This is a genomic window from Mucilaginibacter sp. Mucisp73 (assembly GCF_059491465.1).
This window is the reverse complement of the sequence record NZ_CP168507.1, coordinates 2,185,820-2,199,155: the sequence shown is the minus strand read 5'-3', so window position 1 is coordinate 2,199,155 and position 13,336 is coordinate 2,185,820. Positions and strand designations below refer to the sequence as shown.

Annotated in this window: 9 protein-coding genes; 2 read left to right on the top strand and 7 right to left on the bottom strand. The window is 44.4% G+C overall.

The genetic code is table 11. The features are described 5' to 3' along the window. Nucleotides 1-258: 258 nt before the first annotated feature. From ACEN82_RS09310 to ACEN82_RS09290, 5 genes are all read right to left on the bottom strand, one after another. Entirely contained in the window at nucleotides 259-492 is a 234-nt protein-coding gene (locus ACEN82_RS09310) for a hypothetical protein (protein WP_413318633.1), read from the bottom strand. A gap of 115 nt (nucleotides 493-607) precedes the next feature. Beyond that, a complete protein-coding gene (locus ACEN82_RS09305; RefSeq protein ID WP_112653748.1) occupies nucleotides 608-982 on the bottom strand; it encodes a DoxX family membrane protein in 375 nt (124 codons plus the stop codon). A 46-nt stretch (nucleotides 983-1,028) separates the two neighbouring features. Next, on the bottom strand, nucleotides 1,029-2,420 hold the full coding sequence (locus tag ACEN82_RS09300) for an MATE family efflux transporter (protein ID WP_413318635.1): 1,392 nt from the start codon (nucleotides 2,418-2,420) through the stop codon (nucleotides 1,029-1,031). Nucleotides 2,421-2,593: 173 nt separating this feature from the next. Continuing rightward, nucleotides 2,594-5,230 carry a phosphoenolpyruvate synthase gene (gene ppsA / locus ACEN82_RS09295; protein WP_413318637.1) on the bottom strand — a complete coding sequence of 879 codons (2,637 nt, stop codon included), beginning with the start codon at nucleotides 5,228-5,230 and terminating at the stop codon, nucleotides 2,594-2,596. A 5-nt stretch (nucleotides 5,231-5,235) separates the two neighbouring features. Beyond that, the gene (locus ACEN82_RS09290; protein WP_090526120.1) at nucleotides 5,236-5,691 is read right to left on the bottom strand and encodes a MarR family winged helix-turn-helix transcriptional regulator; all 456 of its coding nucleotides are present in this window, start codon (nucleotides 5,689-5,691) and stop codon (nucleotides 5,236-5,238) included. 78 nt (nucleotides 5,692-5,769) lie between these two features. On the opposite strand from ACEN82_RS09290, the gene ACEN82_RS09285 reads away from it, so the two are divergent. After that, on the top strand, nucleotides 5,770-6,555 hold the full coding sequence (locus tag ACEN82_RS09285; RefSeq protein WP_413318639.1) for an AraC family transcriptional regulator: 786 nt from the start codon (nucleotides 5,770-5,772) through the stop codon (nucleotides 6,553-6,555). A 73-nt stretch (nucleotides 6,556-6,628) separates the two neighbouring features. After that, a complete protein-coding gene (locus ACEN82_RS09280; protein ID WP_129570860.1) occupies nucleotides 6,629-7,183 on the top strand; it encodes a dihydrofolate reductase family protein in 555 nt (184 codons plus the stop codon). Nucleotides 7,184-7,340: 157 nt separating this feature from the next. Here ACEN82_RS09280 and ACEN82_RS09275 read toward each other — a convergent pair whose 3' ends face one another. Both ACEN82_RS09275 and ACEN82_RS09270 read right to left on the bottom strand, forming a co-directional pair. Beyond that, nucleotides 7,341-10,439 carry an ABC transporter permease gene (locus ACEN82_RS09275; RefSeq protein ID WP_413318641.1) on the bottom strand — a complete coding sequence of 1,033 codons (3,099 nt, stop codon included), beginning with the start codon at nucleotides 10,437-10,439 and terminating at the stop codon, nucleotides 7,341-7,343. A 612-nt stretch (nucleotides 10,440-11,051) separates the two neighbouring features. Further along, nucleotides 11,052-13,316 (bottom strand): FG-GAP-like repeat-containing protein, encoded by a 2,265-nt coding sequence (locus ACEN82_RS09270; RefSeq protein WP_413318643.1) that lies wholly within the window; start codon nucleotides 13,314-13,316, stop codon nucleotides 11,052-11,054. Nucleotides 13,317-13,336: the final 20 nt, after the last annotated feature.

The following is a 13,336-nucleotide window of genomic DNA, read 5'->3' as shown; positions in this document are numbered from 1 at the left end:
TATAAATGCGTAATCTGTCTTCCCGGCTGCCATATTCCCGCAATTTGAGCCGGCCGTTCTGAATTTATTTCAAAACATAACAAAAGACGAATTTTAAAGCAGGTGAGTTTCCGACGCAAGCCGGCCAGTGTCCGAGAACGATGTTGTTGGCTATCGACGGCGAGGCGAAATTATCGTGGGAACAAGGGCAAACTCAGAAACAACCCTGATAACGCTTTACTCCACTTCAATCCAAACTAACCGGATCCCCAGGAACTTCTAATCTTCCCGATTTTTAATTACAAGGTTATCTACGCTGAGATTACCGACATGGAGGTTTCTGATTACAGCTTTTTTAACCATGATTCGGCTAATCACCAATGCGCCTATAGCAATCGCGCCTATAGCCATAGATCCCAATGCTAACACAGCAATTGCTGATGCCCCGGTTGCAGAAGCTCCGCTTACCCCGACACAGTTTGTTTTGCCCGTTTCTTTTTCAAAAAGTTTCATATGATTTTAATAAAGTCTATCAACTACGTAACACCACTTGCCTATAATCATTTGTAATTTCCAATTCACCGGGCGGTTATTATTTAGTTGCGGAATAGCCAGACTATGCCATCCGCTACCGGATCATGTGAAAATATTTCTCCCTGTTTTCAAATAGCACCCAAATGAGCACCGCCCAAAGCACAAGTACCATCGGTATTCCCGAAGATAAAGAAATAACAGTTAACAATATGCCAACCATAACTGGAAAAATGATCACCGCGCCTAAAGCTCTGAAACGGGGAATAATCACCAGGATCCCTCCAATAATTTCGGCGATGCCGATAAGCGGCATCAGCCATTTGATCTGCATAATGGCGCCAAACATGGCCATGGCATTTGGCGGCATGTCTTTAGGTACAGGCATGTAATTTAAAAACTTGTTCAGGCCTGCATTGATAAACATCAGCCCGAATAACAGGCATGCAATAAATAAGATTTTCTTTTTCATTTTTTATATGGTTTAATTGTTTTTTAGTAATTCAATATGAATGGCCTTACACCTTCACCTTTTTCCAGTTCCCTTTTTTGAAGTAATACCAGGAAACCAGGGCTAAAAGCGCCTCGGCCGCGGGCACCGCTGCGATGGCGCCTGCCGAATGCAACCCTAAGCCTTTGGCGAGTAAGTAAGCTAAAGGGACCTGAAAAAGCCAAAAGCACCCAAAATTGATCCATGTAGGCGTTTTGGTATCGCCGGCCCCGTTTAAGGCCTGGCTCATGACCATGGCTATAGCGTAAAAAATAAATCCAGAACCGATGATCCGGAGCGCCGTACTGCCAAAGTTCAAAATAACGGGTTCGGTTGTAAATATGCTGATGATGGGACGGGCAAAGAACAGGAACAGCAGCATGACGAAACTCATCAATACAGCATTATATCGCGCCGTAAGCAGCACACTTTGAGCTGCCCTTTCAACATGGCCTGCACCTAAGTTTTGCCCCACTAAGGTTGCCGCAGCATTACTTAACCCCCAGCATGGTAAAATAAAGAAAACAAAATTCCGGAAAGCGATCTGGTAGCCGGCTGAAGCTGCTGTACCGCCGGTTTCAGCAACCAACCGCGTCAAAATGATCCAACTGCCGCTTGCAATGATAAATTGAAAGGTTGCCGGCCAGGCCACAGCGATGATGGTCTTTACCACAGGAGGATCCCAATTAAAGTGAGCACCGCGAAACTTCAGAATGCCGCTGCCTTTAAACAGGTGATATACCTGGAAGGTCACCCCGCAGCTCCTTCCAATTACGGTGGCCATGGCAGCGCCCTTCAACCCAAAAAAGTGGATGAAAACCGGGCAGAGAATTATGTTGATAATGCTTGCAATCCAAAGGCTTTTCATCGCCATAGCGGCGTCACCGGCGCCGCGAAAAATTCCGTTGATCAGAAACAACAGGATAATAATAAGGCTGCTGCCCAGCATGATCCGGGTAAAAATAGCTCCGTCCCTCACCACTTCTTCGCTTGCACCCATTAACTTTAAGATCTCAGGTGCATATAAAACACCAGCCATGCTTACTATTATAGTTGTAATCAGGCAGATTACCAACGCCTGGGCTCCTGCATGTGCCGCGGCTTCCGGTTTCTTTTCACCAATCCTTCGCGCTACGATTGCCGTGGCCGCGGTGCTTAAGCCAATAGCGATGGAATAGACAATGGTGATCACCGACTCCGTTAAACCTACCGTGGCTATAGCGTTTTGCCCAAGTTTACCTACAAAGAACATATCTACCACCGCAAAAACGCTTTCCAGGCTTAATTCCAGGATCATTGGGATAGCCAATAAAAAGATGGCTTTCGGGATACTGCCTTGGGTATAATCCTGCTGCTCGCCATTAAGAGAAAGCTTAATGGCGTTCCAAAGCTTAGAGCTTGTGATATGTAATGTACTCATTGTTACTTATTTAAAAATTTTGCGCGGTTTCCGGTTTACTTTGTTGTTTTCCGAAACACGATCCTGATTGATCATAAACTTAATTAACGATACAAAGATGAGATACACGCCCGTGTTTCGCAGTGTGCAAAAGCGACAATCCCGGGGGTAATTCGCGACAAGATCATTTTCCGTTACACGTCCGCTTCGCTCATAATCTCCACATACCCTGCCGTTCCATGCACACGGATGCGTTGGCCATCTTTAATTAGTTGGGTTGCGTTTTCCACGCCAACAACCGCAGGCAAACCGTATTCACGGGCTATTACAGCGCCATGTGTCATTAGTCCGCCAACTTCCGTAACCAGGCCTTTGATGGCTAAGAATAAAGGTGTCCAGCTTGGGTCGGTAAAGGTTGTAACCAGGATATCGCCATCTTCCAGATCTGCACCTTCTACGTTTAGCACCATGCGTGCGCGCCCTTCAACTATGCCGGAAGAAACGGCAAGACCGGCCAGGCCCCCTACCGGGATATTTTCACGGCAGTAATGACCGGTTATCACCTCACCTTCAGAAGTAATAACTCGTGGCGGTGTCAGCTTTTCATAAAATTGATAGTCTACTTTGCGCTGGTCGATAAGCTGGTAATCCACTTTTCCGGTACGCACCACCTCCTGCAGCTCTTCAAAATAAAGATAATAGCTATCTTTTTCATCACGAAGCACACCGGCTTTTACAAGGCGTTCGGCCTCCTGAAGCAAAGCCTGTTTATAAATAAAGTACCTGCTCACAATATCGTATTTCGGGTATTCGCGGTAGCCTATAAAATTCCGCAACAGGTCAATCATCTGCTTCGTTTCCCGGGCTTTTTCTTCACCGTAGGGCAATTGTTTCAGGCGCAACATTAAGTCTTGTTCTTTTTCTAAGGCTGCCTGCTTCCCCTGCTCAAATCTTCGGGTGCTCTCCCCCTGTTCGAGGTTTTTGATATTACTCAGGATCATCGGAACCAACGCAGTTGGATTTTCTCTCCATCGTGTACGGGTAATATCGATCTCGCCGGCGCAACGCATACCATACTTGTTAAGATAAGCGATGATGGCGTCGCGTACCTGCCATCCGCCCTCCAACTGGCATAACCCATTCAATAAATTATTCTGTTTTGCCCCTTGCAGATAGGCGATGACCTCCGGATAGGGACGGATCACATCCGCCAGGTCCAAAAGTTCAAGGCCCATTTCTGAGGTAATGTTGTTTGGAACAGAAAGCGACAGAACATCTGCTGCGTTGATTTCACCAAGCCACTCTTTCATCTTGTCATTGATCCAGGCCGAAGCATGGATGGCCGCCATGATCACGTTCAGATTTTTCTTTTCTAAAGACAACTGCCTCCGCTGCTCCATATCATTGAGGATGTAATCAAATACATCCGGTCCTGTTTTTATCCGGATGTTATCTTTCAATGCTGATACCGACTTTTGACTGCTATTGATGAGATCGGCCACAATTCCCACATCGTTTCCTACTTCCGAGAGTATATCCGCCGCAGACATCCCGTGATGGCCTTTAACCTGTCCGGGAATATTGGCGTCTGGATTCTCTTTTACAAAGTTTCGATCGATTACAGTCATCAGGGCATCTTTTATGAGCGGATCTGAATGCCCCAATACATTTAAAAGATTCTCCCTGCCTGCCGGCGAAGCCAGACCCTTCGAGATATCAACAAATAACCTTCCGCCAGCCATTTTGAACATCGCGCGGTTTCCGGTTAACATCCAAACGGATATGCCGAGTGGTTTAAATGCGTCAGTCATCATTTGTTGATGTCCTACAGATACATAAACCCGGTTCTCCAAGTCGTCTGCCGCTGGCACAGGATATAATGTGGTGATTGGCCGGCTTTGTACAACATAGAATTTATTGTCACTTAAACACCATTCAATATCCTGGGGATGGCCGAAATGTGCCTCGATCATCCTGCCGGTTTGTTCGATTTGTAAAATTTGCTCGTCAGTTAGTGCTTGCTTATGTTGTTGCTCCGGCCCTATCTCTTTTTGCTCAGTACCGCCATTTTTAATAATCTCAATAGCAATCCTTTTCTCCGAAATCTTCTTTTCAATAATTCTTGAAGCACGGACCTGGTAATTATCGGCGTTAACTAAACCAGAAACCAGTGCTTCCCCCAAACCAAAGCTCGCATCTATCGAGCTCACTTTCCTGTTACCAGTAATCGGATGGGCTGTAAACAGCACGCCGGCTACCTTTGCAGCTACCATTTGCAGTACAATAACAGCCAGGTAAACCTTGCGGTGATCAAAGCCATTCTGAAGCCGGTAGATTATGGCACGTTCCGTAAAAAGAGATGCCCAACATTTGCTGATGTGTTTTAAAATAGCGGCTTCGCCGATAACGTTTAGGTAGGTATCCTGTTGTCCGGCGAAAGATGCGGTAGCTAAGTCCTCCGCTGTCGCACTTGAACGAACGGCGTAAGCATAATCACCACCATATTGGTCCATACGCGCAACGATCTGGCTTTTCAATTCCTGAGAAAGAGCTATCGATTCTATCAGCGTTCTGATCTTTTTGCTTATTTCATTGATCTCGTTCCTTTGGTTTTCGGTTAGCAATGCTAATTGCTCCAGCAATGAATTATACTGCTGATCGTTCCCAACAGTGTTTTTAAAAGCTTCAGTGGTTATACAAAAACCGTCAGGCACATTAAGCGCCTTAATCTTGTATAATTCTGCCAGATTTGCCCCCTTGCCCCCGATTAACTTAATAAACGTTTTATCGGCCTTTTTTAAATCAACAATGTATAAACTTCTGTTTTTCATATACCTCACTTGTCTTTAAACTGATTGGCTGTTTCATTCATAATTGCAATCGATCCTTCCAAAAATTTTTCGATAATTTTCAAATCTTCTTCAGCGAAAGAACCGATCAATTGCTCCGAATGGCTGCGATAATCCTTGTAAAGCGGAGCCATGAGCTGCATTATCTTTTCAGTATCCGGCACTACCAATACTTTTCGCCTGTCCGTTTTCGCAAATTCTCTTTTGACCAGGTCTTTTTTCTCAAACCGGTCAATCAAACCTGTAACAGCGCCGCTGGTAAGCCCTGTTACTTCCATAAGCTCACCGGCTGTCATGGCCCCTTTCACCAGGAAAAAGCCCAGGTATTTCTGATCGGTACCTGATAGCCCGGCTTTTCGCGCAATATTTTCATGCATTTGAATGGATGTATAAGCATACAATTGGCTTAGTTTTCTTATCCGGGTAATAGCTTCGCTTTTCACAATATCTTTATAACTTTGATTATCTTAGTTACAAAGATAATTTTATTTTATTAATTGAAAGAAGTAATTTAGAAATCGGTGAATATAATTACGTTGTTTCCGCCTCCCGACCTTGACGAATATGTCACTGGTATACTGATCATTGAAAGCAAAACCTTCAGTGCCGACTTTATTTTGCCGCTTTATGCCAATGGTTGCCCTACACTGGTGTTTCAAACGGCATTAGGAAAGCGTTCTGGATCGGATACCGGATATCTTAACCTCTACGGACAAACAATCCAACCGGAAACGCTCATGATCAGGCAGCCTTTTACGTTGATTGCCTTTTTTATGCGCCCACATATCGTCCAGAGCCTATTTGGTGTAAGTGCCCTTGAATTAACCGATAGCTACCTCGACTTAAGCGATATAAAACCAATAAAGGATACCGGCCTCATCGACCGGCTTTTAGCACAGCCCCTGATCAATGAACGCCTTGAAATCCTTAACGGCTTTATCAGATGGCTGGCTAAGCAGGCGGATGATTTTAACCCCAAGGTTTTATTTGCCCTGCAATACCTTAAGACTAACATACACACCGGCGCTTTATCGACTTTACAAACAGAATTAAACATATCCGAACGGTCGCTTCAACGCTTATTTGAAAACAATGTCGGAATCTCGCCGAAAATGTATAAACGCATTTCGCAGTTTGACAGGGCGTTTAAACAACTTACTGATGGTAAGTTCAATTCGTTAACAGAGCTTGCCTACAGTAATGGATTTGCGGATCAAAGTCATTACATCAGGGTTTTTAAGGAGTTTACAGGCATTACCCCTAAGGAATATATCAACATTAGCAAGCCTTTTAACCCTAAATTTTAGGGGCTGTCGGGTCTGTTCTATTTTACCTTGCTTATCGCCGGTAGATTTGTGTCAAATAAAAAAAACCAACACGATGAGAAAATTAATTGTATCAGAATGGACGTCATTAGATGGCGTCTTTGATTCGGCGCATATGGAGCAATGGTTTAATCCCTACCACAGCGATAGCCGTGCCGGATACATACAGGAAGTTATTAACAACTGCGAAATTATGCTTTATGGCCGCCATACTTATGAAATGCTGTATCCTTATTGGTCACAGTTTCAGAACAATGAAATGGGCGTAGCCGACAAAATGAACCGGGCGAAAAAATATGTGGTTTCAACTACCATGAAAAATGGCGACTGGCAAAACACTACCATCATTAGCGATAATATTATCGGGCAGCTAAACGCTTTAAAACAGCAAGATGGCGGCGCAATACTTGTTCAGGGCAGCGGACAGCTGGTAGCAACGTTACTGCAGGCATGCCTGGTAGACGAACTGAAACTGCTTGTGCAACCGCATATGATGGGTACCGGCACCCGTTTATTGAAAGAAGGAGCTAATATCCCGTTGAAACTTAGATCAATTTCGGAACTGGAAAATGGTGTGTTAGCACTAACGTATGGACCAGGCAAACAATAATTGGATGGATTTTCCGCCAGGTTTGGCCGCTACGGTCATATGACCGTAGCGTGGTTTGTATTCCGGATTATATTAACGAACTACAGCGGTCATGAGCAGGACCGTATGAGCGGAAAATAGTCCATAAGCGAAGTCGTCTTTGGGATTTGTCGGCGGGTTATTCGTTACGCAAACTATCCACCGGATTAGCAAAAGCAGCTTTAACAGATTGGAAACTTACCGTTATCAGCGCAATTGCTATTGCTACCCCCGCCGCTATAACCGGCAAATACCACCCGATTGTGGTGCGATAAGCGAAATCCTGGAGCCATTTCTGCATAGCCCACCAGGCAAGCGGGGTAGCTATCAAAATGGCAATCAATACCAGCTTAACAAAATCCGCAGATAGCATGCCTGTAATGCTGGAAACACTCGCCCCAAGCGCCTTTCGGATACCTATTTCTTTCGTACGTTGTTCGGCAGCATAAGCAGCCAGTCCAAAAAGGCCGAGGCAGGCTATTAATATGGCCAGGGTACTAAAACACAGAAAAATGGTTCCCGCGTGCTGCTCTGTTCGATAACTTGCATCAAAATCGGCATCCATAAATGAATAATTAAACTGCTGGTTTGGCGAAAATTGTTTCCATTTCTTTTCAATCTGCCTGAGCGCCCTGGAAATGTCCGCGGTATGCAGCCGTACGTTAATAGCGCCGTTGTCAGGTGCGTAATACAAGGCCAACGGCATCACTTCCTCATGCAGTGTAGCAAAATGAAAATCCTTAACCACGCCAATAATGTGGTAAGGCTGAATGCCATATGAATTACGGTATAGCGTTTTATTCAATGGATCTTTTGCGCCAAACTTTCGGGCAAACGCTTCATTCACGATCATACCCGCGCTGTCTGTAGGCATTTCTCTTGAAAAATTCCGGCCTGTTGAAAGCGTCAATCCCATGGTGCGCAGATAGTCCTCATCCACGGGCCAGAATTCGGTTAGCAATACACTCCTTACGTCAATTGGTAAGGAAGGGAAAAGCCCTGTCTTTAAGCGCAGATCGCCTGTAGGCTGGAAAGCAGTCATACTCGCATCTACTACCCCGGTCATTTGCTTCAATTCGTTTTTAAGCAATGCAGCATTGGTGCCTAATACATCGGTATTTTTAATAACCAATACCTGGTTACGATCAAAACCCAGGCCTTTGTTTCGAATAAAAGTCAGCTGTTTAAAGATCACCATGGTGCTTATGATGAGGAAAATCGAAATTGAAAACTGAAATACCACTAAAAAACTTCGCAGAAAGCTGTTCTTAAAACCTTTGGCGATCTTTCCTTTCAATACATCTATGGGTTGAAAACCGGAAAGGAAAAAGGCGGGATAGGCTCCTGCCAAAAGACCAACTACTATGGTGATCGCGAACAACGCAGGCAGAAGCCAGGCTGCCTGGTCCCAACTAAGTATCAACTGTTTTCCCGCCAGCTGGTTGAACAATGGCAACACCCCCCAGGCCATTAAAGCAGCGATGATTGCAGAGGCCATTGTCACCAACATTGACTCGGCCAGAAATTGAGCTATGAGGAATTTACGCGCCGAACCCAATACTTTTCTAACCCCAACTTCTTTAGCCCTGTTAGCTGAACGGGCTGTACTGAGGTTCATGAAATTAACGCAGGCAATGAGCAGGATGAATGCGGCAATCATTGAAAATATGTAAATGTATTGAATGTCGCTACCCGCTTCCAACTGGTATGTTGCCCGATCGCGAAGATGGATATCAGTTACGGGCATTAAAACTGTTTTCAGGTAATTGTCGCCGCTGGTCCAGGCTTCTGCATTATAAGAGTTTTTGATTTCGATAGCGGCTATCTTTTTTTCCAGCCGATGTACATCAGCGCCGGGTTTTAGCAACAAATAATTATGCATGCCACCGTACCCCCACCCGTGTTGGGCGCTTTCCGCACGCGAACTGTACGACAGGAAAAAATCGTAATGAAAATGTGATTGCTGAGGAACATCTTTAATAACACCGGTGATTTTGTATGTGCTGGTGTCATTGATGGTCAGCATCTGGCCAACAACATCAATACGGTTAAAGTACTTCTTCGCTGTGCTTTCTGTGATTACGGCACTATGGGGCGCATCCAGTGCCCTGGCAGGGCTACCATCGATCATCGGCAGGGTAAAAACCTTAAAAATTGATGATTCGGTGAACACCACCCTTTTTTCCTGTATATTTTCATTGCCTTTACGGATATAGAACTTCAAAGGCGAAAGAAACAGCCCCTGAACATCTATCATGCGGGTCATTTGCTCGATTTCCGGAAAAACATCTTTAATAGCAGCGGGCAAAGGCTCTTCAGAAGTAGCATACTGATTAGCATTACCATTCAATTTTACATCAAGGCCTATTCTGTATATTCGGTCGGCACGCTCATTGTATTTGTCATATCCAAGCTCATTAGTAACATAAAAAACAATAAGCAGACATGTCGCCAGGCCCACCGAGAGGCCAAACACATTCAGTAAGGTAAATGCCCTGTTTTTAAGCAGGCTTCGGAAAGCCATTTTTAAATAATTTTTGATCATGATGCAGCGTTTAGAAATTTCAGTGGCCCAATCCAACGGGCTTTTCTTGCGCAAGATTACAGGCTTAACCGGGGTCCGAAGTACCAACTTATCATTTGGTACTTCTTTTTTTGACCTTTCTCTAAATGAGGCCGGGCTTTGGCCTGTTATTTCTTTAAAAACACGATTGAAGCTGGTTTTGGAGTTAAACCCCGAATCGTAAGCTATTCCCAGCAGGTTGTAACGATCGTAATCGGGATCATGCATTTTCCGGATAACGTCCCGCACCCGCAGCTCATTGATAAAATCATTAAAATTTTTTTTGAGTGCCAGGTTGATGATACGCGACACCTCGTGAGGATGAAGAGCTAATTTTTGCGCCAGCGAAGCTAAAGTAAGGTCGGCATCCTCGTAAAACCGTTCTGTAACAACAACTCTTTTCAACCACCTGCCTTTTTCGCGTAACCCATCGGATTTAGGAATTACCGGTACCGGCAAAATGCACCTTTCTGATTTTAGAATGGCGCTGACCGCCATAGTAATCAGCACTACTGATAAGCAAACACCAAACAATTCATTTATCGATCTAAGAGCGGTAAACAATATGATTAACTTAAGCACATTGTCCAACCTGCCAAAAGCAAATCGCGGCCTGTCCATCAAAAACGGCTGTTGCTCCCTGTTATAACGTTGTATTGCACGATGTGATAGCATTAAATAAGCAGTCGTTACGCTCAACGTCAGCCAGTTTGGTGCAATTGGAATAAAAATTAAAGAAAAAAAATGCAGCAAATCCTTCCAAGTAAATCGCCTGCTTGGCTCGATTAACTGAAGGACATAAAAATAAATGAAGGGGCCTAAAGCCAATAGTATAGAAAGTGTGACGCCGCCCAGCTGCAATATCGTAACGCTCAGGGCTAAACTTAAATATCGATTTGCAGCGCCGTGCGCTTTTTTTGCAAACCATAAAATTGAAGCTACGGTACAACCGGTGAACACTGCTCCAATAAAAAGCAGGTTAGTAAGGCTAATATCTAAAATAGTTGAGCTCAAGTTAACACACCACATCAATCCACATTCCAATGTAGTAAGATCTTAAATATAAGAGACTTATAATAAACCAAGAAGGCAGTTGTACTATAAACGAACACAGACCGTACGGATATGACCAATCTACAACTGAACACGTTGCCAACTTTTTCAGAACATGGTAATCATCGCTCAGAAATAAACAATTGGCCAAAAGCAATCTCTTCGTTAAAATGATTAATTAAATTGACAGCACTGCCCGGGGTTATTATCAATCAACCATCTCGGGCGAATAGCTCACATTTTCATCGCCAACCCCGCCATTCCATTGAAATTAAGCTTTTTTAACTGAACCGAAACAGCCTTTCCATTTCCTTCGATAATGTGGTAGAACTGGTTTACCTGCAAATTACGAAACCGTTGAACGGCATGGCTGCCAGCCCATGTTATTTCAAGCTCTCCGATAAGCCCGGCATGCCCTACCCCTATTTCCGCCTGTATGGGCGATGAACCAAAACTACCGCCCGAGTTTAGGTCGTGGTAAACATTTCTTTTAACACCATTGTCAACAAATGTTATTTTTAACCGACTGCCAATGGCAAGCTTATTACATTTCACCCCTTCTGCCTTTATACTTATCCAGTTATTATCATTTTGACCAGGGCTTACATACAATGCACTGGTATAGGCATCGCCGGCGTAAGCCCCGCCCATTTCAATGAAGATATCCTGTAAACCACGGTTCCTGAAATCTGCAAATGCGACACCGTGGCCTTTTTGTAGGTTTCCCGTTCCAGACGCGCTTGTAACGTCCTCAAACTGCTGCCCGCCTAAGTTCCTGAACATTTTATTGGGTATAAGGGAGCCAAAATCGGGGTTGCCTGTGCCAAAATACAGGTCGGGAAAGCCGTCATTATCAATATCACCAAAGTTTGCGCCCATGCTGAACACTACTTTATCAAGACCCGTTTGTTTGGTAACATCAGTGAAAGTGCCGTTATGGTTATTTTTATACAGGTAAATGTTTCCTGCATTGGATATGGGCTTTCCGAGCGCTTCTGCAGCCGAATAATATCCCAGCGGGGCCTCGAATTTGTAATCTGCAATCAGGATATCCTGCCAGCCATCATTATTATAATCAAAAAACCAGGTAGTAAAAGTACTGTTGCTGTTTGCCAGGATCCCCGATTGTTTGGTAACGTCTTCAAAGTCGGGGGTATTTCCGCTGTTACCTTTATTTTTTAACAGATATTTGCGCCCATCCATTGTCGAAATAAAAACATCTGGCCATCCGTCATGGTTAAAATCTGCCGATGTAACCCCTTTTACATATGACATTACATCGCAATGCGCTTTATGGCCAACCTCAGTAAAGGTACCGTTCCGGTTATTTATATAAAGCATGCTCCGATGGATATTGACGCTGTCGCCGTTGTTAAAACCCTCCGCTCCTACAAATACATCGAGCCATCCATCATTATTAAAATCAGCCCAGACTGCCGCCTGTGTAGGGTGATAAAAAAGTAGCCCGGCGGGTATCGTCACATCCGTGAATGTGCCATCGCCATTGTTACGCAGCAGTGAGGCAGGCTGGTTGCCAAAACCGTTCTTTTTCCAGGCACCCCGCAGTACAAAAATGTCCATCTTCCCATCGTTGTTGTAATCAGTTTGCTGAATATTCAACCCGCCGGTAAACTTCCGCAACCCGCTTGTTTCAGACTTGTCAATAAATGTTCCGTCCTGGTTATTTTGAAAATAATGCATGTGATCATTAAGTTCCGTTCCTGAGGTTACTATGTCAAGGTAACCGTCGTTATTGAAATCATCCGCTATAACGCCACCCGCTCTGCTGTTCAGTTTAATACCAACATCGGCAGCCATATCGGTAAACGGCTTTATTTCTGTCGCGGATGTTTTATTGAGATCTGGAATTAAAAACAGCTTGGGCACACTATCGGGGTAATGCCCCAGTGTCATGTAAGCGATATTGAGCATCCATCGGGATTCCAGGTCGGCCGGATGCTTCTTCAAAATGCTTTCATAAACTGCAATAGCATGTCGCGAACCGGTTTGATTTACATGAATCGCGTTATCCCTTATTGGGTAGGTACATGACACCCGGTTGTGGTTCAGCATACAATTAGTTCGCTCGCCTAACCTCATGTAGGCCAGTGCCATATCCGGTTCAAATAAATCACGTTTTGAGCTATCGGTCCCCCTCACCATCTTTTCGTAGATGGCAACAGCCTGTGTTTCGTCACCGGTTTCCAATAAAAGCTTAGCCTTGGTATTTAAAAGATAAAAATCATTTTCCCTGCCCGGCAGTTTAAGTAAGCTATCGCACTGCGCCACTTTCGCTTCGGGACAAAACGGATTGCGGCTGTTGTAATCCTTTTGGTTCAGACCGGCAATGATCCGGATCATTTTACCCTCGGATGATTCGCGGCATGACGTAATAAATGACATGGCAAGTATCAAAAGCAAAAATTTTGCATAAATATTTAACGACGTTTTTCCGCGGGCCAAACTCAAAGCAAAATTGACAATTACATTCTTCGGCATTTCGTTCTGTAAAATTAGCT

Coding starts and splice junctions, on each gene's coding strand:
- ACEN82_RS09310 (WP_413318633.1), bottom strand. CDS start 492: ATGAAACTTTTTGAAAAAGAAACGGGCAAAACAAACTGTGTCGGGGTA.
- ACEN82_RS09305 (WP_112653748.1), bottom strand. CDS start 982: ATGAAAAAGAAAATCTTATTTATTGCATGCCTGTTATTCGGGCTGATG.
- ACEN82_RS09300 (WP_413318635.1), bottom strand. CDS start 2,420: ATGAGTACATTACATATCACAAGCTCTAAGCTTTGGAACGCCATTAAG.
- ppsA (WP_413318637.1), bottom strand. CDS start 5,230: ATGAAAAACAGAAGTTTATACATTGTTGATTTAAAAAAGGCCGATAAA.
- ACEN82_RS09280 (WP_129570860.1), top strand. CDS start 6,629: ATGAGAAAATTAATTGTATCAGAATGGACGTCATTAGATGGCGTCTTT.
- ACEN82_RS09275 (WP_413318641.1), bottom strand. CDS start 10,439: ATGCTATCACATCGTGCAATACAACGTTATAACAGGGAGCAACAGCCG.
- ACEN82_RS09270 (WP_413318643.1), bottom strand. CDS start 13,316: ATGCCGAAGAATGTAATTGTCAATTTTGCTTTGAGTTTGGCCCGCGGA.